21 protein-coding genes and 1 riboswitch are annotated in these 20,742 nt (G+C 72.7%); of the genes, 13 read left to right on the plus strand and 8 right to left on the minus strand.

The window, feature by feature from the left end; translation table 11 throughout:
* Nucleotides 1-15 precede the first annotated feature (15 nt).
* A complete protein-coding gene (locus tag BZB76_RS21330; protein WP_211343105.1) occupies nucleotides 16-1,182 on the minus strand; it encodes a sensor histidine kinase in 1,167 nt (388 codons plus the stop codon).
* 87 nt (nucleotides 1,183-1,269) lie between these two features.
* On the opposite strand from BZB76_RS21330, the gene BZB76_RS21335 reads away from it, so the two are divergent.
* From BZB76_RS21335 to BZB76_RS21350, 4 genes are all read left to right on the plus strand, one after another.
* Nucleotides 1,270-1,635 carry an Mth938-like domain-containing protein gene (locus BZB76_RS21335; RefSeq protein ID WP_121436101.1) on the plus strand — a complete coding sequence of 122 codons (366 nt, stop codon included), beginning with the start codon at nucleotides 1,270-1,272 and terminating at the stop codon, nucleotides 1,633-1,635.
* 94 nt (nucleotides 1,636-1,729) lie between these two features.
* Nucleotides 1,730-2,758, plus strand: a complete 1,029-nt coding sequence (locus BZB76_RS21340) for a hypothetical protein (protein ID WP_121436102.1) — start codon at nucleotides 1,730-1,732, stop codon at nucleotides 2,756-2,758.
* A gap of 87 nt (nucleotides 2,759-2,845) precedes the next feature.
* A riboswitch (TPP riboswitch) is annotated at nucleotides 2,846-2,959 on the plus strand.
* The gene (gene thiC / locus BZB76_RS21345) at nucleotides 2,955-4,697 is read left to right on the plus strand and encodes a phosphomethylpyrimidine synthase ThiC (RefSeq protein ID WP_121436103.1); all 1,743 of its coding nucleotides are present in this window, start codon (nucleotides 2,955-2,957) and stop codon (nucleotides 4,695-4,697) included. (Overlaps the previous riboswitch by 5 nt.)
* A 154-nt stretch (nucleotides 4,698-4,851) precedes the next feature.
* On the plus strand, nucleotides 4,852-5,439 hold the full coding sequence (locus tag BZB76_RS21350) for a TetR/AcrR family transcriptional regulator (RefSeq protein WP_211343106.1): 588 nt from the start codon (nucleotides 4,852-4,854) through the stop codon (nucleotides 5,437-5,439).
* Between the two features lie 23 nt (nucleotides 5,440-5,462).
* On the opposite strand, the gene BZB76_RS21355 is transcribed toward BZB76_RS21350, so the two are convergent.
* Both BZB76_RS21355 and BZB76_RS21360 read right to left on the minus strand, forming a co-directional pair.
* A complete protein-coding gene (locus BZB76_RS21355) occupies nucleotides 5,463-6,299 on the minus strand; it encodes a metallophosphoesterase family protein (protein ID WP_121436104.1) in 837 nt (278 codons plus the stop codon).
* Nucleotides 6,300-6,328: 29 nt separating this feature from the next.
* Entirely contained in the window at nucleotides 6,329-6,943 is a 615-nt protein-coding gene (locus tag BZB76_RS21360) for a winged helix-turn-helix domain-containing protein (RefSeq protein ID WP_121436105.1), read from the minus strand.
* A 79-nt stretch (nucleotides 6,944-7,022) separates the two neighbouring features.
* On the opposite strand from BZB76_RS21360, the gene BZB76_RS21365 reads away from it, so the two are divergent.
* Nucleotides 7,023-8,459, plus strand: coding sequence for an alpha/beta hydrolase family protein (locus BZB76_RS21365; RefSeq protein WP_211343107.1), 1,437 nt, complete (start codon nucleotides 7,023-7,025; stop codon nucleotides 8,457-8,459).
* Between the two features lie 11 nt (nucleotides 8,460-8,470).
* Here BZB76_RS21365 and BZB76_RS21370 read toward each other — a convergent pair whose 3' ends face one another.
* A complete protein-coding gene (locus BZB76_RS21370) occupies nucleotides 8,471-8,971 on the minus strand; it encodes an anthrone oxygenase family protein (protein ID WP_121436107.1) in 501 nt (166 codons plus the stop codon).
* Between the two features lie 29 nt (nucleotides 8,972-9,000).
* A complete protein-coding gene (locus tag BZB76_RS21375; RefSeq protein WP_121436108.1) occupies nucleotides 9,001-9,852 on the minus strand; it encodes an NAD(P)H-binding protein in 852 nt (283 codons plus the stop codon).
* Nucleotides 9,853-9,933: 81 nt separating this feature from the next.
* On the opposite strand from BZB76_RS21375, the gene BZB76_RS21380 reads away from it, so the two are divergent.
* Nucleotides 9,934-10,872 carry an AraC family transcriptional regulator gene (locus BZB76_RS21380; protein WP_121436109.1) on the plus strand — a complete coding sequence of 313 codons (939 nt, stop codon included), beginning with the start codon at nucleotides 9,934-9,936 and terminating at the stop codon, nucleotides 10,870-10,872.
* Nucleotides 10,873-10,908: 36 nt separating this feature from the next.
* Here BZB76_RS21380 and BZB76_RS21385 read toward each other — a convergent pair whose 3' ends face one another.
* Complete coding sequence (locus BZB76_RS21385) at nucleotides 10,909-12,048, minus strand: carbohydrate kinase family protein (protein ID WP_246007094.1); 1,140 nt, start codon at nucleotides 12,046-12,048, stop codon at nucleotides 10,909-10,911.
* 152 nt (nucleotides 12,049-12,200) lie between these two features.
* Between BZB76_RS21385 and BZB76_RS21390 the strand changes: the two genes are divergently transcribed.
* The 6 genes from BZB76_RS21390 to BZB76_RS21415 are packed head-to-tail and all read left to right on the plus strand — an operon-like array spanning nucleotide 12,201 to nucleotide 16,293.
* Nucleotides 12,201-12,929, plus strand: coding sequence for a GntR family transcriptional regulator (locus BZB76_RS21390; RefSeq protein WP_246007095.1), 729 nt, complete (start codon nucleotides 12,201-12,203; stop codon nucleotides 12,927-12,929).
* Nucleotides 12,930-12,977: 48 nt separating this feature from the next.
* On the plus strand, nucleotides 12,978-14,429 hold the full coding sequence (locus tag BZB76_RS21395; protein ID WP_121436111.1) for a PTS ascorbate transporter subunit IIC: 1,452 nt from the start codon (nucleotides 12,978-12,980) through the stop codon (nucleotides 14,427-14,429).
* A 29-nt stretch (nucleotides 14,430-14,458) separates the two neighbouring features.
* On the plus strand, nucleotides 14,459-14,761 hold the full coding sequence (locus BZB76_RS21400; RefSeq protein WP_121436286.1) for a PTS sugar transporter subunit IIB: 303 nt from the start codon (nucleotides 14,459-14,461) through the stop codon (nucleotides 14,759-14,761).
* A gap of 47 nt (nucleotides 14,762-14,808) precedes the next feature.
* Nucleotides 14,809-15,240: a PTS sugar transporter subunit IIA gene (locus BZB76_RS21405; RefSeq protein WP_170180693.1), complete on the plus strand. Its 432-nt coding sequence runs from the start codon at nucleotides 14,809-14,811 to the stop codon at nucleotides 15,238-15,240.
* Complete coding sequence (locus BZB76_RS21410; protein WP_121436113.1) at nucleotides 15,233-16,024, plus strand: sugar isomerase domain-containing protein; 792 nt, start codon at nucleotides 15,233-15,235, stop codon at nucleotides 16,022-16,024. The genes BZB76_RS21405 and BZB76_RS21410 overlap by 8 nt, the downstream gene beginning before the upstream one ends.
* 32 nt (nucleotides 16,025-16,056) lie before the next feature.
* Nucleotides 16,057-16,293, plus strand: a complete 237-nt coding sequence (locus BZB76_RS21415) for an EF-hand domain-containing protein (protein ID WP_121436114.1) — start codon at nucleotides 16,057-16,059, stop codon at nucleotides 16,291-16,293.
* Nucleotides 16,294-16,302: 9 nt separating this feature from the next.
* Here BZB76_RS21415 and pgi read toward each other — a convergent pair whose 3' ends face one another.
* Nucleotides 16,303-17,934: a glucose-6-phosphate isomerase gene (gene pgi, locus BZB76_RS21420; RefSeq protein WP_121436115.1), complete on the minus strand. Its 1,632-nt coding sequence runs from the start codon at nucleotides 17,932-17,934 to the stop codon at nucleotides 16,303-16,305.
* Between the two features lie 227 nt (nucleotides 17,935-18,161).
* On the opposite strand from pgi, the gene BZB76_RS21425 reads away from it, so the two are divergent.
* On the plus strand, nucleotides 18,162-20,003 hold the full coding sequence (locus BZB76_RS21425) for an ABC transporter substrate-binding protein (protein WP_121436116.1): 1,842 nt from the start codon (nucleotides 18,162-18,164) through the stop codon (nucleotides 20,001-20,003).
* Here BZB76_RS21425 and BZB76_RS21430 read toward each other — a convergent pair.
* On the minus strand, nucleotides 19,918-20,718 hold the full coding sequence (locus BZB76_RS21430; protein ID WP_246007097.1) for a helix-turn-helix domain-containing protein: 801 nt from the start codon (nucleotides 20,716-20,718) through the stop codon (nucleotides 19,918-19,920). The two genes, BZB76_RS21425 and BZB76_RS21430, sit on opposite strands and share 86 nt — an antisense overlap.
* Between the last annotated feature and the right edge of the window lie 24 nt (nucleotides 20,719-20,742).

Below are 20,742 nucleotides of genomic sequence, written 5' to 3' on the forward strand. Positions count from 1 at the left end.
GACGCGTCCGCGCGGTCACCGTGGGGAGGGGACGTCCGCGAGCGGGAAGGTGGCCGTGACGACGTACCCGCCGCCGTCGCCGGGCCCCGCGTCCAGGGTCCCGCCGACGCTGCGCGCCCGCTCGATCATCCCGAGGATCCCGAAACCGCCCGGCCCTCCGGACGGCCCGACCCCGTCGTCGGCGATCCGCACGACGAACGCTCCCTCGCCGTCCCGCCTCAGCGACACCTCGACGTGCTCGGCCCGCGCGTGCTTGACGACGTTGGTCAGCGCCTCCTGGACGATCCGGTACGCGGCGACGCCGACCTCCGGCGGCGGACCGGTCTCCGCGGCGTCGAGAGCGACCGTGAGGCCGCCGCTGCGCGCGGACCGCACGAGGTCGGCGATCCCGTCCAGGCCGGGCAGCGCCCCGGGCGCGCCGGGCGTCGCGACATCGGTACCGCGCAGGACCTGAAGGGTGCCGCGCAGCTCCGTCCGGGCCTCGCGGCAGGTGGCCGCGATCGACGCGAGCGCGTCGGCCAGCTCCTCCCGGTCGAGCGGCCGGTCCCCGCGCACGAGATGCGCCGCCGCCCCGGCCTGGACGCCGATCAGCGTGATGCTGTGCGCGAGGAGGTCGTGCAGGTCACGGGCGATCCGCAGCCGTTCCTCGGCGACCCGGCGCCGCGCCTCCTCCTCCCGGGCCCGTTCCGCCCGCTCGGCCCGCTCGGTGATCGTCGCGAGCCGCGCCCGGTGCGACCGCCATATCTGGACGGAGATCACGACGGCGACCACGGCCTCGATGACCGCGATCTGCTCCCGGACCGAGCCGCCGCCCGCCCGCAGCGTCACCCCGATCACGCAGACGAACAGCACGACGCCCGCCACGGTGAGGTAGACCCGCACTCTCCTGCCGAGGACCGCGTACGCGAACAGCACGACCACCTCGACGGGTATCAGCGCGTGATGCTGGTACTGCGCCAGGTGGTACGGCAGGACCAACGCCAGCAGCGCCATCAGTCCCGGCGTCGGCCAGCGCCTGATCACCGCGAGTGGGACGTGCGCGGCGACCAGCAGCAACGTCCCCGCCGCGTCCAGCTCGCGGACGCCCGGCCACATCACCGCGACCGCCACCGCGACGTACGCCAGCAGCACCGCGCACGCGACGTCCCTCGCCGCCGCCGCGCCGATCCCGGGAAGCCTCACCACCCGACCATCTTCGCCGATCATCCCGATCACCGCGCATCGCCCTGACCGTAGAGGGACCCTGCGGGAAACCACTACGCTCCGCCCATGACCAAGTCACCTCGGATCACCCATATCGCTTGGGGTCGCATGGAGGTCGAAGGGCTTGAGCCCGGCAAGGACTTCAAGCTCTATCCGGGCGGCGGACGCGAGTGGGACTGGGCCGAACACGGCACCCGGCACGACCCGGGCATCCAGCCGGGCGACGTCCAGGAGCTGATCGAGCACGGCTGCGCGGTCGTCGTCCTCAGCCGGGGCATGGAGCTGCGTCTCGGGACGATGCCGGAGACCCTCCAGGTGCTGCGGGACGCCGGGATCGAGGTGCACGTGGCGGAGACGACCGAGGCCGTCGCCCTCTACAACGGGCTGGTCGAGACCGAACGCGTCGGCGGTCTCTTCCACTCGACGTGCTGAACCGCTGTTCCCGACATTTCACTCTTTCTTCGGACACCTCGGTGGGACGGCCCGTCCCGTCCTATAGTTCTGCAAACTCGATAGGGAGCCGACCGTGTCCGTCCCCTCGCCGTCCCCTCCCGCACCGTCCGGGGCCGCACCGGTATCGCGGGTCACGCTCGGCCGCGGGGCCTACCGGTGGCCGTTCCGGGTCGCGCTGGCCGCCCTGGTGGTCGGCGCGCTCGCGGCGCCGTCCTCCCGCACCGCCGCCATCGGCGTCGGCGCGCTCCTCGCCCTGGCCGCCGCGGTCTGGGCCTTCCTGATCCACCGCGACCGCCTCGTCGTGACCCTGGCGGACACGGGCCTGGTGCTGCGTCGCGGCGCCGAGGAGGCGACCATCCCCGTCGGCGCGGTGGACGCGGTCGGGATCGTGTGGCGGGGCACCGACCCCGTCTGGACGGTCTGGTTCGACACCGGCGCGGCGCCGGGCGTCGACGCCGTCACGACCGTCGAGGGCGACGCCGCCGTTCTGCTCCGTGACCGGGACCTCCCCGCCGGCCGGCTTCCGGCCGTGCACGCCGCCGTCACGGAGCACCTCGGCCTGCGCTGGCGCGTCCTCGACGACACGGGCGAGGAGATCGATCCGCCCAAGGCGGACGCGCTGGCCAGGGCCGACCAGGTCCTCGTGGAGGGCGTCCTCGTGAACGGCGGCCTCGCGAAGGGCGCGGGTCGCTACCGGGACGAGCGCGGCGGCACCCTCCTCGCGGTCGCCTCCGGCCGCGGGAGGGTCGTGCTGCGCGACCCGCACGCCGCGCGGCTGCTGGTGTTCCGCAGGACGCCCCTTCCCGCCCGGCGCAAGGTCGTGCGCGTGTCCGACGCGGACGGCCGGTTCCTCGGGACGGTCCGGGGCTCGCAGGAGCCGTCCTTCCACACGCCCAGCGGGATGCTCCTCGGCACCACCCGGCGGCATGGCGATCGTCACGTCGTCACCGGCATCGACGGCCGCGAGTCCGCGTCGCTGAGGACCGTGGGCGACCCCGGTGACGGCCGTAGGCGGCTGGAGCGGTCGCCGTCGGCCCCCGAGCCGCTGCGCACGCTCACCCTGGCGCTGCCGCTGGTGGTGCGGTCCGCGCGCCGGTCCTGAACGACCTCGAGCGGCGGGCTCCCGGCGGCCCTCCTATCCCATGGACGGCGGTTGCGGCAACCGGGGTGCGCCGGGTTAGCGTCAGGGACGACAGATCGCGGGGGCCCGGCGAACCGGGCTGAGATAGCGGCTGAGACGGCCGCTGACCGCATGAACCTGACCGGGTAATGCCGGCGTAGGGAGAGATCGAGTCGTCATGACCGAACCAGTGGTTCCATCCGCCCACAAGATCTACCTCCAGGGGTCGCGTCCCGACCTGCGCGTCCCGATGCGGGAGGTGCGGCTGACCAGCGGCGACGCCGTCGTCCTGTACGACACGTCCGGGCCGTACACCGACCCCGACCGGCCGACCGACGTCCGCCGCGGGCTGCCCTCGCCACGGGAGCCGTGGATCGCCGACCGCGGCGACACAGCGCCGTACGAGGGCCGCGCCGTCCGCCCCGAGGACGACGGTCGCCGCACCGAAGGACGCGCGACGCCAGGTACCGCCGCCACCGACGCGTTCCCGCCGCGCCGGCCGCGCCGGGCGACCTGCGGCGCGGTCACCCAACGCGCGTACGCGCGGCGTGGGGAGATCACGCCGGAGATGGAGTTCGTGGCGCTGCGCGAGGGCGTGGCGCCGGAGTTCGTCCGGGACGAGCTGGCGGCCGGCCGCGCGGTGCTGCCCGCCAACGTCAACCACCCGGAGATCGAACCGATGATCATCGGCCGGAACTTCCTGGTGAAGGTGAACGCGAACATCGGGAACTCGGCGGTCGCGTCGTCGATCGAGGACGAGGTCGAGAAGATGACGTGGGCGACCCGCTGGGGCGCCGACACGATCATGGACCTGTCGACCGGCCGGGACATCCACACCACCCGCGAGTGGATCCTGCGGAACTCGCCGGTGCCGGTCGGAACGGTCCCGCTGTACCAGGCGGTGGAGAAGGTCGGCGGCGATCCCGCGGAGCTGACCTTCGACATCTTCCGCGACACGGTCATCGAGCAGGCCGAGCAGGGCGTGGACTACATGACCGTCCACGCCGGGGTGCTGCTACCGTACGTGCCGCTGACGGCGCGGCGCAAGACCGGCATCGTGTCCCGGGGCGGGTCGATCATGGCGGCGTGGTGCCTGGCCCACCATGAGGAGAACTTCCTCTACACGAACTTCAGGGAGCTGTGCGAGATCTTCGCCGCGTACGACATCACCTGGTCGCTCGGCGACGGCCTGCGTCCCGGCTGCATCGCCGACGCCAACGACGAGGCGCAGTTCGCGGAGCTGCGCACCCAGGGCGAGCTGACGCGGATCGCCGCCGAGTTCGACAACCAGGTGATGAACGAGGGTCCCGGGCACGTCCCGATGCACAAGATCAAGGAGAACGTCGACCTGCAGCGGGAGTGGTGCGACGACGCGCCGTTCTACACGCTCGGCCCGCTGACGACCGACATCGCGCCCGGCTACGACCACATCACCTCGGCGATCGGCGCCGCGATGATCGGCTGGTACGGCACCGCGATGCTCTGCTACGTCACGCCGAAGGAGCATCTCGGGCTGCCCGACCGCGACGATGTCAAGGCCGGGGTCATCGCCTACAAGATCGCCGCGCATGCCGCCGACCTGGCGAAGGGCCATCCGGGCGCGCAGGCGTGGGACGACGCGCTGTCGGACGCGCGGTTCGACTTCCGGTGGGAGGACCAGTTCAACCTGTCCCTCGACCCGGACACCGCCCGCGCGTTCCACGACGCCACGCTCCCGGCCGCCCCGGCGAAGACCGCGCACTTCTGCTCGATGTGCGGGCCGCACTTCTGCTCCATGAAGATCACCCGTGATGTCCGCCGGTACGCGGACGAGCGCGGCCTGGCCGAGGACGAGGTCCTGTCCGCCGGGATGCGGGAGAAGGCCGAGGAGTTCAAGTCGGCGGGCGGGCGGGTCTACCTGCCGCTCTCCCCCGGCGCCTGATCCGTCGTTCCCGTCGGGCCTTCCGGCCGGGTGCGCGGGCCGGCGGCGGAGTTACCGCAGGGTGCGGGCTACTATCGAGGGACCGTTCCAAAAGCCGCGGATCCCACGGATCGCCGCAGGCCCGCTGCCCGGCCGGGAAGGACCGACAACTCAGGTGACCAGCGACGACACGCCCTCGGCCCCGGCGCGGGCGGTGCGCTCCGATGTGCGCCGCAACCGCGCGCGGCTGCTCGCCGCGGCGCGGGAGATGTTCGAACGCGACGGGGCCGGCGCCTCCCTCGAGGGGATCGCCCGGCTGGCGGGCGTCGGCATCGGAACGCTCTACCGGCACTTCCCGACGCGCCAGGATCTCCTGGAGGCGTTGCTCGCCGACGCCTTCGACGCGCTGGCCGCCACGGGCCGGGAACTGCGGCTCTCGCCCGTGCCCGGGGAGGCGCTGGCGGAGTGGCTGCGCGCGTTCGTCGCGCGGACCACGGCGTTTCGCGGGATGGCGACCGCCGCCCTGGTGTCGCTGCGGGAGGACCGGTCCGAGTCGTTCCCGGCGTGCCGGGCGATGCTCGAGGCGGGCGAGACGCTGTTCGTCCGCGCGCAGAAGGCCGGGGACGTGCCGTCGGGCGTCGCGTTCGCCGACGCGCTGCGCCTCGCGGGCGCGATCGCGACGGTCACCGAACAGGAGCCGGAGGCCGCCGACCGGCTGCTGGCCCTCGCCGCCACCGGGCTGATCCCCGGCAGGACGGGCTAGCACGGGCTGGAACGCCACCCGGGTCAGTCGGTCTCGGGGACGGGCAGGATCCGGCGTGGGCCGCGCGGCGCGTCGGCCCGTCTGCGCCATTCGCGCGGGTAACCGACCGACACCTCGATGTGGGGAACGTCACCGGTCCAGATCGTCCGGGGAATGTGCAGGTGCCCGTAGACGACGGACACGGCGTTGAAGCGGCTGTGCCAGTCGGCGGTTCGGACCGTTCCGCACCACTGGGCGAACTCCGGATACCACAGGACGCGGGTGGGTTCGCGGACGAGCGGCCAGTGGTTGATCAGTACCGTCCGCGTGCCCGGCTCCAGGGCCGCGAGCCGCTTCTCGGTGTAGGCGATCCGGGCGTCGCACCAGGCGTCGCGCGTGGGATGCGGGTCCGGGTGCAGGTAGACCTCGTCGGTGCACACCACGCCCGCCTCGTGCGCGACCTTCAGGGCCTCTTCCTTGGTGAACGTCCCGTCCGGCCGGAACGTGTAGTCGTACAGCAGGAACAGCGGCGCGATCGTCACGGGACCGTTCTCGCCGTTCCAGACCGGATACGGGTCCTCGGGCGTCAGCACTCCGAGGCGCCGGCACATCTCGACGAGCGCCCGGTAGCGGGCCTCACCGCGCGCCTGCACCGGATCGTTCTTCACGGTCCACAGCTCGTGGTTGCCCGGCGTCCAGATCACGGTGGCGTAGCGCTCGGCGAGCGTGCGGAGCGTCCATTCGACGTCGGACAGTTGCTCGGCGACGTCTCCGGCCACGATCAACCAGTCGTCGCCCGACTCGGGCCGCAGGCCCTCGACGAACGCGCGGTTCTCGGGGAAGCCGACATGCAGATCGCTGATCGCGTGGACATCGCCCATCCAATGATCGTAAGCCCCATGACGGCGGCTCACTCCCCCTCGTCCGGCCGAACGTCCGGCCGAACGTCGGGCCGGTCGTCCGGACCGTCGGCGGGGAGCGTGAAGAGGCGGATGTGCACGGGTCGGGCTCCGGGGGGCGCGTCCTCGCGGCTGTGGGCGTGCTCGTGCAGGAGCCGGATGTACGCCTCGTAGAACGACGCGAGGCCCTCCTCGGTCATGTGGGCGAAGCCGCGCGACAGCCGCGCCCAGGCTCGGTCACGCTCGTACTCGGCGGGCAGCGCGCGGAACAGTTCCATGTCCTCGGCGTGCGCGACGCGGATCAGCTCGTCGAGAACGGCCCGGTCCTCGGGGGCCACGGTCTCCGGGGCGGGCAGCCGCAGGTCGCGCGGGGTGTCGGCCGGGCGCCACCAGCGTTCCCTGCCGGTGGACCGCTCCGGGATCTCCTCGATGAACCCGTACTTCTCCAACTGCCGGAGGTGGTAGCTGGTCGTCCCGGTGTTGGCGCCCACCACCTCGCCGATCGTGGTGGACGTCGCCGGACCGTGCGTGCGCAGCCGGTGCAGGATCCTGCGGCGAAGCGGATGGCTCAGCGCCTTGATCCTGCCCGGGTCGTCGAGGATCACCGGCTCGGTGTCGTCCTTCATGAGGAGCAGTCTAGTACTACAGACGTATCTTTGCAGAGTTTTCTTTGCAGAGAGTTCTCTGTGGTTTACGGTGCTCGGCATGAAGACAGCGATGACATTCGCGCTGGCACTGGTCGCCGGCGTCCTGTTGGGCACGTCCTGGTTCACGCCGGCCGTCGCCTCCGACCGGATCCCGGCGCCGTCCGGCCTGACCTCCACCGATGTGAGCTTCCAGGGGTTCGGCGGGCTCACCCTGCACGGCACGGTCCTGGCCCCGGCACGGGCCCGCGGGCCCGTGCCGGGGGTGGTGCTCGTCACCGGGTCCGGCGCCGGGGTGCCGCGCGAGCACCTGCTCACCGAGGCCACCCAGTTCGCGCGGCGGGGCCTCGCCGTCCTGATCTACGACAAGCGCTCCGAGGGGTACACGGACCTGCGCCGCTCCTTCTCCGAGCTCGCCGACGACGCGCTCGGGGCCGTCGGCGCGCTACGCGCCCGGCCCGGCGTCGATCCGGCCAAGGTGGGCGTGTGGGGGCTCAGCGAGGGCGGCTGGGTGGCGCCGTTGGCCGCGTCGCGGTCCACGGACGTCGCATTCGTGATCGTGGTCGGCGGCAACGCCATGTCCCCGATCCGGCAGCAGGTCTGGAACGAGACCTTCGGGCTCCGCCGGGCGGGCGTGTCCGGGTCGCTGCTCGACCACGCGAAGCGCAACTTCGCGCGGCTCGGCGCGGACGCGGGCCTGTTCGCCGAGGCGTTCTTCGACGCCGAGGGCGTGCTGGAGCGCGTCCGGCAGCCACTGCTCGGCGTCTGGGGCGAACGCGACCTGCAGACCCCACCGGCGGACAACCCGCCGCTGTTCGCGCGGGCGCTGCGCCGCGGCGGCAACACCCACTACACGTTCCGCTTCTTCCCGGGTGCCGACCACGGCGCGCACGTGTCCCCCGACGGGGGGCTGACCCGTGGCGAGGCGCTGGCTCCGGGGTACGCCGACCTGGTCGGCTCGTGGGTCCGCGACGTGACGAGCGGACGGCTGCCCGACGCCGACGCGGCGGCGCCTCCGGCCCAGGACCATCCGAGCGCGGAGGTCTCGCCCTCGCCGTGGTGGGCGTCGGGCTGGTCGCAGCTCGCGGCGTTGGCATTGTTCGTCGTCGCGTTCACCGCGTATCCCCTGACCGCCCTGGTGCGGCGGCTCCGCGGACGGACCGTACGCCCGGTGAGCCGCTGGGCCCGACTGCTCGCCGGGGCGGGTCTCGCGGCCGTGCTCGGCGGTATCGTCTACGTCTTCTACCTGATGGCCGCCGGACGGTGGCCGGACCCGGGTCCCGTCCTGGCGGGCCGGCCGCTGCCCTGGCTTGTGCTGCAGGGGCTCGCCGTGGCCGCCGTCGCCGCCACGGTCGCGACCGTGGCGGCGTGGTGGAGGACCTGGCGAGGGACGGGCGCGGCCGTCCCGGCGGGCGAACGCGTCCGGACCGGGCTGCTGCTCACCGGCGGCGTGGTGTTCGTTCCGTGGGCGGTCTACTGGGGTCTGCTCGTCCCGTGACCCCGTGCCGGTCAGTCCCTTCCCCACAGGTACACGCCGACGCTCATGGCGAGGAGGCTCGCCCAACCGAAGACGGCGCGGACGGTGTTCCAGGCGGTCCAGCGGCCGGAGTAGTCCGACCAGACCCTCGCCGCCTCGGACGGGTCCGTCGGGATCGTGACGGCGTCCAGGTCGTTGTTCATCGGGATGTTCACCGCGAAGCTCGGGACCAGCGCGCCCACGAAGTACACGGCCGCGGCGACGAAGAACAGGATCGCCGCCGACCTGTGGTCCAGCGTCAGCAGCAGGACCCCGGCCGCGACGGCCAGCAGCGGGACGAGCAGGAACATCGCCACGAACACCGGGTTCTGGATCTTCTGGTTGACGCTCTGCATCGCGTCGATCGCCGACGCGGGCCGGGCCGCGTTCAGGCCGGGCATCACTCCGGTGGAGAAGCCGAAGAACGTCCCGGCCATCCCGGCCGCCATGATCAGGGAGAGCGTCACCGAGACGCCCGCGAGAGCGGATCTCATGGTCGAGATTCCTTCCGTGGAGAGGTGTGTCAGACGGTCCAGATGCCGCTGGCCGCGGTCTGCCGGGCGTAGTCGGCGAAGTCCTTCGGGGCACGGCCGAGGGCGCGCCGGACGCCGTCGGCCGGGCGGGCGTTGCGGCCGTCGAGGACGGTGCCGAACAGGTGCGCGAGGAAGGCGACGAGGTCTTCGGGGAGGCCGAGTCTCCTGAGTTCGGCCGCGTAGTCGTCCAGGGGGACGCGGACGAACGCCACGTCCCGTCCGGCGGCGCGGCCGATCTCGGCGACGGCCTCGGCGAAGGTGAGCGCGCGGGGGCCGGTCACCTCGTAGACCTCGCCCTCGTGGCCGTCGCGGGTGAGCGCGGCGACGGCCACGTCGGCGATGTCGTCGGCGTCCACGAACGGCTCCGGCACGTCGCCCGCAGGGAGGACGACCTGCCCGGCGCGGACGGGGTCCAGAAGGTAGTCCTCGCTGAAGTTCTGCGCGAACCAGCTCGCCCGCACGACCGTCCACGCCAGGCCGGACGCCTGGACGATCCGCTCGCACTCCCCCGCCTCGTCCTCGCCCCGTCCCGACAGCAGGACCACGTGCCGGACCCCCGCGTCCACGGCCGCGGCCGTGAACGAGCGGACGGCCTCCCGCGCGCCCGGCGCGGCCAGGTCGGGGTAGTACGACAGGTACACCTTCTCGACGTCTCGCAGGACGGGCGCCCAGGTCGCCTCGTCCTCCCAGTCGAAGCGCGGGGACGCCGACCGCGAGCCCATGCGGACCGCGACGTCCAGGGCCTCCAGCCGCTCGACCACGCGGCGGCCGGTCTTGCCGGTCCCGCCGAGGACGAGGGTGAGGCCGGTCTCGTTGGGGTTCTGCGTCTCGTTCGTCGTCATGCCCTCAAGTCAACAGAGGCGCGGCTCCAGCGACCATCGTTGAGAAGCTCGCCCGCATACGTGAGCGTCTACGCTGGTCGCATGGACGCGCTCACCGATCTGCTGGACGGCCCGCGGGCCCGGGGAGCGTTCATGATCCGCTCGACGCTGGCCCCGCCATGGGCGATCCGGATCCAGGACGAGGCGCCGCTGACGCTGCTGTCCATGGTCCGCGACGACGCGTGGCTGCTGCCCGACGGCGGCGAGCCGGAGCGCGTCTCCCCCGGCGACATGGTGATCTTCCGGGGGCCGGATCCGTACACGGTCGCCGACGACCCGGCGACCGAGCCGCAGATCGTCATCCACCCCGGGCAGCGCTGCACCACCCCGGACGGGACGAGCCTGTCGGAGGCGATGGACCTCGGGGTGCGCGCCTGGGGCGACGACCCGGACGGCTCGACGGTCATGCTGATCGGCGCCTACCAGATGCGCGGCGCCGTCACCCGGCGGCTGCTGTCCGCGCTGCCGCCGATCGCGATCGTGCGCGGCGACACCTTCAAGTCACCGCTCGTCGACGTGCTCGGCGAGGAGATCGGCAAGGACGAGCCGGGGCAGGACGTCGTCCTCGACCGGCTGCTCGACCTGCTGCTCATCGCGACGCTGCGCGCCTGGTTCTCCCGCCCGGACGCGGGGGCGCCCGGCTGGTACCGCGCGCACGGCGACGCCGTCGTCGGGCCCGCGCTCCGGCTCCTGCACGACGACCTGGCGCACCCGTGGACGGTCGCCGACCTGGCGTCCGCGGTGGGCGTGTCCCGCGCGGCGCTGGCCCAGCGGTTCACGAAACTGATCGGCGAGCCGCCCATGGCGTACCTGACCGGCATCCGGCTCGCGCAGGCCGCGGACCTGCTACGGGAGAGCGACGCGACGCTGGAGACGGTGGCGCGGCGCGTCGGCTACGGCAACGGGTTCGCGCTCAGCACCGCGTTCAAGCGCGAGCACGGCGTCAGCCCCCAGGAGTACCGCGCGGGCCCGACCGGCTGACCGGCCCGTCACAGCCGAACGGCTGTGACGGCCGCGCTACCGCTGCGGGCGGAGGGTGGGTTCCGCGCGGACGACGACCGTGTCGTCGGCGGCGTCCGGGATGAACGGGATCACGAACGCGTAGTCGGCGAGCACCGACTCGGGCACCTCGCCGGACTCGCCGAACGCGGCGATCTCGCCCCAGCAGGGGGAGCCGAGGGAGCCGCTGCGATGCCGCACCGACAGCCCGGCGCACAGGTTGGCGAACCGCAACCGCTCGCCGAGCGGGAGACCGGCGAGGGTGGCGAACACGAACCCGGCGGCGAACACGTCGCCCGCCCCGGTCGGATCGAGGGCCTCGACGGGCAGCGCGCCGACCTCGGTCCGCTCCCCCGTCGTGGAGTCGACGGCGATGGCGCCGTCCCCGCCGCACTTCACGACCACCACCGGCACCCGTTCGGCGAGGGCCTCGGCGGCGCCCGCCGGGGTGCTCGTGCGCGTGTACGCCATCGCCTCGGCGGCGTTGGGGAGGAACACGTCCACGTGCTCCAGCCGGTCGAGGACCTGGGCGGGCCAGGCGCCGGTCTGGTCCCAGCCGAGGTCGCCGAAGACGAGCGTGCCACGCTCGCGCAGGGCGGGCGCCCACGCCGGCACCGGACGGTCGACGTCGACGAAGCAGGCCCGCGCGGACGGCGTCGCCACCGGCGGACCGTCCACCGGGGTCGGGACGGGCCGCTCGTAGGTCACCATGCTGCGGTCGGAGTCGTAGGCCAGCGACACCGTCACCGGCGTGGACCAGCCGGGCACCCGCCGGGACGGTCCGAGGTCGACGCCCTCCTGCTCGGCGAGGGTGCGCCACAGGTAGGAGCCGAACAGGTCGTCGCCGAACTCGGCGGCGAGCCCGACCCGCAACCCGAGCCTGCTCATCGCGACGGCGATGTTGGCGACGCCGCCGGGAGCCGAGCCGAGCCCGTCGGTGACGATCTCGGTGCCGGGCGGCGGCAGCCCCGGCAGCCCCGTGAAGATCATGTCCATGAACACCCGGCCGGACAGGAACACGTCCAGGTCCGCCGGCGGACCGGGCCCCGCGCCGTGCAGCCGCCGCCCCGCCGGTTCCCGCTCGGCACACGGATCGGCGAAGGACGGCTCGGGCGTCGATCCCGGGCCGGTGGCCCGCCGGGTCACTTGTTGCGTCACTGCGCCCCCCTGAGCACGGTGTGGCACGTTCCCACGGAACCTAGTCGACACCTCCGACATTCAGCTCGACATCCACAAGTGGTATTGACCAGTCAACATATTAGGACATACGGTGTGTCGCGATAGGAACCACAACAAAGGGGGTGAGCGGCGTGACATCCGCCGGTGAGTCCCGCTCCGGGAACACGAAACGGCAGGCGGTACGTCGCGAGCTCCTCACGATGCTGGACGGCCTGGACGTGGGGGACGCCCTGCCGTCAGAGCGCAGGCTGGCCGAGGAACTCGGCGTGTCGCGGCCCACGCTGCGGCAGGCCATCGACGGTCTCGTCGCCGAGGGACTGCTCGACCGGCGGCACGGGAGCGGCACCTACGTGGCCGAACCCCGCATCGCCGTCTCACTGACCATGACCTCGTTCACCGAGGACATGATCAGACGCGGGATGAAGCCGGGTGGTCGGGTCCTGTCGTTCCGCACGCAAGCCGCGGGGGCGCGGATCGGCAGGCGGCTGGCGCTGTCGCCTCTCGAAGAGGTATTTACCATTCGGCGGCTACGGCTGGCGGACGGCGCCAGCATGGCCATCGAGACGCTCTACCTTCCCCGGGCGCTGCTGCCCGACCTGCGCCGGCAGGACCTGGAGGAAGGATCGTTCTACGAACTGCTGCGCGGCAACGGCGTCGAGATCGCCTCGGGCACGGAGACGATCGAGCCGACCGTCACCACCGCCGAGGAGGCCGCCGACCTCGGCGTCCCCGTGCACATGCCGGCGTTCCTGTTCGAACGGATCACCAGGGATCCCGACGGGCGGCCCCTCGAATACGTCAGGTCGCTCTACCGCGGCGACCGGTACCGCCTGGAGCTCGACCTGCGACCACCGCGCTGACGGGGCCCGCGGGCGCACCACACATCCCGGAAGTGAGGCCACTTCTCCATGGACGTCATCAAGGACATCCTCACCTTCCTGGCCGACAACGTGTTCGGTCAGGTGCCCATCCTGATCGGGCTCATCACGCTGCTCGGCCTGATGTTGCAGCGCAAGCGGTTCGAGGACGTGTTCGCCGGCGCGCTGCGCGCCACGATCGGCGTGGTCATCCTGTTCATCGGCGTGGAGGTGTTCACCGGCGGGCTGACGAGCTTCCAGACCGTCCTCGCCAGCGCGATGGGCACGACGCCGCCGAAGGCGGACCGGACCCTCGCCGACTTCCTCGCCGACCAGGGCGGGACGATCGCCCTGGTCATCACCGTCGCGTTCCTCCTCCACGTGCTGGTCGTCCGGCTGTTCCCGGCGGCCCGTTACCTGTACCTGACCGGGCACCTGATGTTCTGGGTCAGCACGGTCACCGTCGCGTCCCTGGTGACGATCGCGCCGGGCGCCGACCAGCTCACGCTCGTGCTGTGCGGGGCCGGGTTCGTCGCCGCCTACTGGACCGTCCAGCCGCTGTGGATGCGGCCGCTGATGCGCCGCGTCATGCCGGACGACCGGTTCGGATTCGCGCACACCAGCTCGCTCGCCTGCCTGCTCACCGGGTACGCGGCGCGCCCGCTGGGCAGCCGGGAGAAGCACGACACCGAGAAGCTGAAGCTGCCGCGCCAGCTGTCGTTCTTCAAGGACGTCAACGTCAGCACCGCGCTGATCATCTCCGCGATCATGCTGGTGGGCGTCGCGCTCGCCGACGACTCCGTGGTCGGCAAGGCCGCGACGGAGATGGACCCCAAGCTGTCGCCCTGGGTGTGGGCGCTGCTGGTCGGCCTGCGGTTCGCGGGCGGCATCGCGATCCTGCTGTTCGGGGTGCGGATGTTCCTCGGCGAGATCGTCCCGGCGTTCAAGGGGTTCAGCGACAAGGTCATCCCGGGCACACGACCCGCGCTGGACGCGCCGACCGTGTTCCCCGTCGCGCCGACCGCCGTCATGGTCGGGTTCGTGGCGTCCACCGGCGTGTTCCTCGTCTGCCTCGGCGTGTTCGCCGGGGCGGGCTGGTTCACCCTCGCCCCGCCCATGATCATGCTGTTCTTCGTGGGCGGCGCCGCCGGACTGTTCGGCAACGTCGTGGCGGGCTGGCGCGGCGCCGTCCTCGGCGGCGTGATCACCGGCCTGGTCCTCGCCGTCGGGCAGGCCCTCACCTGGGACCTGTTCGACCGGACCGCGCCCGAGCTGGCCACGCTCGCCGACCCGGACTGGTACGCGATCGCGTGGCTGCTGAAGGCGGTCGACCCGGTCGTCGGCGACGCCACGGTCTGGATCGTTCCGATCGTCGCGCTCGCCGCCATGGTCGCGACGCTGCTGCTGCTCGGCCGCGCCGAGAGGCACCGCGCCGCGACCGAGGCGGCACAAGACGACCGGCCGGACGACCGGCCCGACGACAAGGCCACCGCGAAGGCGTGACCGTCAGCACGAAACAGGGAGGGACCGACATGGCACTGGACCGGCAACTGGAGGTGCTCGCGGTCTGCGGCGTCGGCATGGGGACCAGCCTGATGCTCAAGATGACCGCCGAGGACGCGCTCCGCTCGATCGGCGTGGAGGCGCGCGTGGAGAACACCGACCTGTCCACGGCGCGCGGGATGTCGCCCGACGTGGTGATCGGCCAGGGCATGCACACCGGCGAGATCGCCGACCTCGCACCCGTGGTGATCACGATCAGCGACTTCCTCGACAAGGACGGCCTGGAGGCGCAACTCCGAGAGCACCTGACGACCCAGGGCTGGCTCCCATGACCTCTCATTCTGAGGGGACGACCCCCCGGGCCCCGCGGCAACGACCCTTGGTCACCGCGACCGGCCATGTGACCGCCGCGGACTGGCGCGAGGCGGCGCGGAAGGCGGCCGAGGCACTGGTCGACGCGGGCGCGGCGGGCACGGGATACCCGGACGCCTGCGTCCGGGTGGTCGAGGAGAACGGCCCGTACATCGTGTTGACCAAGGGGCTCGCGCTCGTCCACGCCCGTCCCGAGGAGGGCGGGCTGGCCGTGGGCGTCGGCGTGACCCGGCTGGCCGAGCCCGTCGCGTTCGGCCACCCCGACAACGACCCGGTGGACCTGCTGCTCGCGTTCTGCACACCCGACCCCGACGCGCACGTCGGCACGCTCGCGGGGCTCGCGCGCGCCCTGAGCGGCGGTCTGGCCGACCGGCTCCGCGCCGCGTCCGACGAGGACGAACTGGCCGAGGCACTGAGGGAGGCCGTGCCCCATGACTGAGACCCGGCCTTCCGAGGCCCGGCCCGGGGCCCGGTCGGGGCTCCCCGACCGGGTGCGGGCCCTGCTGGACGATCTGGACGCCGCCGCCGGCGAGGCGATCGGCGAGGCCGCCGCGCTGCTGCTGGCCTCGGTCGAGGCCGGCGGGATCGTCCACGTCGCCGGCGCGGGGCATTCGCTGGCGATGGTGTGCGAGACGTTCTACCGGGCGGGCGGGCTCGCCGCGGTCCGTCCGATCTGGGATCCCGCCGTGTTCCCGCTCGGCGACGCCGTGGCCAGCACCCGCGCCGAGCGGCGGGCCGGGGTGGGACGTGCCGTGGTCGAGGCGGCGGCACCCGTCCCGCCCGACGTCGCGGTCGTGTTCTCCACCAGCGGACGCAACCCGTACCCGGTCGAGATCGCCGCCGAGTGCGCGGCGCGCGGCGTCCCCGTCGTCGCGGTGACCTCGGCGCGGGCGTCGCGGGCCGCCACGGCGCGGACCGCGACGACCCTGGCCGACCACGCCGCGGTCGTGGTGGACACCCGCGTTCCGCGCGGCGACGTCGTGCATCCGGCGGCGGCGCCGCGCACCGCCGCGGTCTCCACGATCCTCGCCGCGTACGCGTGGTCGCGCGTCCTGGCCGACCTGGACGACCTCGCGGCGGAGCGCGGTGTCGAACCGGCCCGCTGGACGAGCGCGAACGTCCCCGGCGGCGACGAGGTCAACGCCGCGCTGCTCGAGCGTTACCGGCACCGCGTGCCCGAGCTGACCGGGGACGGGCCGTCGCCCTTCCGCCCTGTGACATGATGCGGTCACGTCGGAGCGGAACGAGGAGCGAGATGACGACCAGACCGACCGGGGACGACCTGCACACCGTGTTCACGCGCGCGGACCTGGGCGGCGACCAACGGCTCGACCTGATGGAGTTCACGCTCGTCCTGGAGGACCTCGGGCTCTCCTGGACGCGCGCCGAGACGCAGGACAGGTTCGAGAAGGCCGACAGCAACCTCGACGGGTTCATCTCCTACGAGGAGTTCCGCGCCGTCATGGACGCCCAGTACAGCCCCGGCAACTAGACCCGGCGACTAGACCCGGCGCCCGCGCAGTTCCCGGTACCGGCGGACGAGCGCCGCCGTGGACGGGTCGGGCGCCGTGGACGGCGGCTCCGGCGCGGTGAGCGCGGGCGCGAGGTCCATGGCCATGATCTTGCCGAGCTCGACGCCCCACTGGTCGAAGGAGTCGATCCCCCAGATCGTCCCCTCCACGAACACGATGTGCTCGTAGAGCGCGACCAGCGACCCGAGGGTCTTCGGGGTGAGCTTCGGCACCAGGATCGTGCTGGTCGGCCGGTTGCCCGGCATGACCTTGTGCGGGACGAGGGCGGCGGGCGTCCCCTCGGCGGCGACCTCCTCGGCGGTCCGGCCGAACGCCAGCGCCGACGTCTGCGCCAGCATGTTGGCGGCGAGCAGGTCGTGCATGCCCGCGCGGTCCTCGAACGGCTCGGCGAACCCGATGAAGTCGGCGGGAACGAGCCGGGTGCCCTGGTGCAGCAGCTGGTAGAAGGCGTGCTGCCCGTTCGTGCCCGGCTCGCCCCAGAAGATCGCGCCGGTCTGCGCGACGACGGGCGCGCCGTCGGCCCGCACCGACTTGCCGTTGGACTCCATCGTGAGCTGCTGCAGGTAGGCGGGGAACCGGGCGAGGCGCTGGCTGTAGGGCAGCACGGCCCGGGTCTGCGCGCCGAAGAAGTCGGTGTACCAGACGCCGAGCAGTCCCATCAGGACGGGCATGTTCTGCTCGAACGGCGCGGTCCGGAAGTGCTCGTCGATCTCGCGGAACCCGGCGAGCATCTCGCGGAACGCCTCCCCGCCGATCGCGATCATCAGGGAGAGGCCGATGGCGCCGTCGAGGGAGTAGCGGCCGCCGACCCAGTCCCAGAACGCGAACATGTTCGCGGTGTCGATGCCGAACTCGGCGACGCGGTCGGCGTTGGTGGACACGGCGACGAAGTGCCGGGAGACGGCCTTGTCGTCCCCGAGCCGCTCCACGAGCCACTGCCGCGCGACCTTGGCGTTGGTGAGGGTCTCCAGGGTCCCGAACGTCTTGGAGCTGACGACGAACAGGGTCCGCTCGGGGTCGAGCCCGGCGAGCTTCCCGACGATGTCGGCGGGGTCGATGTTGGACACGAACCGGCAGGCGATCCCGGCGTCCGCGTAGTCGGCGAGGGCCTCGTAGGCCATGGCGGGGCCGAGGTCGGAGCCGCCGATGCCGATGTTGACGACCGTGGTGATGCGTTTGCCGGTGAAGCCCGTCCACTCCCCCGCGCGGACGCGTCCGGCGAAGTCGGCCATCGCGTCCAGGACGGCGTGCACGTCGCCCGCGACGTCCTGCCCGTCCACGGTGAGGGCCTCGCCGGGCGGGAGCCGCAGCGCCGTGTGCAGGACGGCGCGGTCCTCGCTGACGTTGATGTGCTCGCCGGAGAACATCGCGTCGATCCGGCGGCGCAGCCCGGCCCGCTCGGCGAGCGCCACCAGCAGCCGCAGCGTCTCGGCGGTGGCGCGGTGCTTGGAGTAGTCCAGGTGGAGGTCCCCCGCGGTGACGGTCATACGGTCGGCGCGCGCCGGATCGTCGGCGAAGAGTTCGCGCAGGTGCCGACCGGCGAGCGCCGCGTGATGCTCTCCCAGCGCGGACCACTCGGGCGACTCGGTGATATCTGCCATTGCCTCTCTCATCTCGTCGCGGGGCGGACGGCGCCGTCGTTCCCCGGACGGGCGACCGTACCCCACCGGCGATCATAGGACGGCCACGGACACCGCCGCGGGCGACCGAAAGGGCAAGCGGCGCTTACCGATCCGTCCACGAGATCGCATGCTCGCCGTCTCGACGACCGTGCGCCGACGTTTCACGCTTTCACCATCCCTCCCACGAGTGAACGCATGAGGCGCCGATGAATCGATCGACCTCCCGGGACCGCGGACGCCGGTTCCGTCTCCTCACCGCGACCGGAGCCGGTTTACTGCTCGTTCCGCTCGCCGCGGCCTGCGGGTCCGGCGACTCCGGCGGTTCGGGCCCCATCAAGATCGGTGTCCCGGCGCCGCTGAGCGGCGACTCCGCCTCGGCCGGTCAGGACATCCTCGCCGCCGCCAGGGTCGCCGCCGCCGAGATCAACAAGGCGGGCGGGGTGGACGGCCGCGACATCGAGATCGTGGAGGCCGACGACCAGTGCAGCGCCCAGCAGGGGGCGCAGGCCGCGCAGAAGCTCCTCAACAGCGGGGTCGTGGCCGTCGCCGGCGGCTACTGCTCGGGCGCCGCGGTGCCCGCGATCCCGATCTACGGGCGGCGGAACGTGCCGTTCGTGCTGGACGCGTCCACGAACCCTTCCCTGACCGACACCGGGAAGGGCAAGGTCTTCCGCACCTGCGGACGCGACGACAACCAGGGCCTGGTCGCCGCCAAGTTCATGACCGGGCAGCTCAGGGCCAGGCGGATCGCGCTGCTGCACGACAACACCACGTACGCCAAGGGCCTCGCGGACGCGGCGGCGAACTCGGTGAAGCGGCTCGGCGGGCAGGTCGTGTACCAGGACGCGCTCCAACCCGGCCAGTCCGACTACAGCCCGGTCCTCACCAAGGTCGCCTCGACGAAACCGGACGTGCTGTACTTCACCGGCTACTTCGCGGAGGCGGGGCTGCTGATGAAGCAGCGCAGGCAGCTCGGGTTGACGTTCACGCTGATGGGCGGGGACGCGACGACCGACTCGACCGTCCTGAAGACGGCGGGCTCGGCGGCCGACGGCTACATCGCCACCACCGCGCCGCTGGCCAAGGACCTGCCCGCCGCCGCCACGACCATGATCGAGGCCGCGCGGGCGGACGCGGCCGACGCCCCGCCCTGGTGGGTCGCCGAGATCACCGGCCATGACCGCCGCGCCGCCGACCTCGCGGTCCTCACGCTCACGCCCGAACGTCCGCTGCCGTTCCGGCCGGGCCAGCACGTGACCGTGCAGACGCCGCGCTGGCCCCGGGTCTGGCGCTCGTACTGGATCGCCAACGCGCCCCGCCCCGACGGGACGCTGTGTCTGCACGTCCGCGCCCGTCCCGCCGGCTGGGTGAGCGGCGCCCTGGTCCGGCACACCGCGCCCGGGGACTCCGTGCTGGTCGGCCCGGCCGCGGGCGCCATGCCCCTCGACCCGGACCCCGACCGCGGGCTGCTGCTCATCGGCGGCGGCACCGGCCTCGCCCCCATGAAGGCGCTCGCCGAACAGGCCGTGGCCACCGACCCGGACCGCGACGTCCACCTGATCGTCGGGGCCCGCACCGAGGCGGACCTGTACGACCTCGCGGATCTGCGCCTCCTGGAGTCGTCCGGCGCGCGTCTCCGGGTGGTTCCGGTCCCGTCGCGGTCGTCCGGCGCCTCGGCGGGCGAGTCCCAGGGGGGAGCGCCAGGTGAACCGCCGGGTGAATCGCGGGGTGAGTCGGTGGGTGATGCGAGGGGTGATGCGAGGGGGGAATGGCGCGGGCGGTTGCCCGACGTGTTGCCCGGCTTCCTGGACGGCGTCGACCGGTGGCGGGACCGCGCCGCCTACGTGGCGGGCCCTCCCCCGTTCGTCCGGGACACCGTCGACGCGCTGCACCGGCACGGGATGCCGCTCACCCAGGTCCACCACGACCCGCTCACCACGGAGGAGTCGGACGCCCGGGCCGTCACCAGCCCGCGCGCGCTCGTAGAAAGTCCGTCGTCGGCGCGTCGGCCGGATAGAACGACTCGATCGCCAGTTCCGCCACGGTGATGTCGACCGGCGTGCCGAAGGTGGCGATGGTGCCGAAGAACGACAGCTCCCGCCCGTCCACCCGCATCCGCAGCGGGACGAACACCTCGTGCTCCGCGGGCGGTGCCATCGCCTCCCCCACGTCCCCGGGGAAGCTCCGCAGCTCCCGGTAGAGCTGGGCGAGCCCCGGGTCCGCGGTCAGCGCCACATGCCGCCGTACCCGGTCGATCATGTGGGCGCGCCACTCGGCCAGGTTCAGGATGTGCTTCGCCATGCCGTCCGGGTGCATGCTGAGGCGCAGCACGTTCAGCGGAGGCTTCAGCAGCTCCGGCGCGGCGCCCTCCATGAAGAGCCCGGCCGCGGCGTTGGCGTCGATCAGGTTCCAGAAGCGGTCCACGACGACGGCCGGGTACGGCTCGTGCCCGTCCAGGACCTGTTTGATCGCCGCGCGCACCGCGTCCATCCTCGGCTCCTCGATCGGGGTCTCCGCGAACACCGGCGCGTACCCGGCCGCCACCAGCAGCAGGTTCCGGTCGCGCAGCGGGACGTCCAGGTGCTCGGCCAGCCGCAGCACCATGTCCCGGCTCGGCGCCGACCGGCCCGTCTCGACGAAGCTCAGATGCCGCGTCGACACGCCCGCCTCAGACGCCAGCTCGAGCTGGCTGAGTCTGCGCCGCTGCCGCCACGCGCGCAGCTGCTCCCCGATCGGTTTCACATCGCTCAACGCCGTCGTCACCGCTCCGACGCTACTCGTGGCGTC

It is taken from the genome of Actinomadura pelletieri DSM 43383, from assembly GCF_003634705.1.
GTDB classification, from domain to species: Bacteria; Actinomycetota; Actinomycetes; order Streptosporangiales; family Streptosporangiaceae; genus Spirillospora; species Spirillospora pelletieri.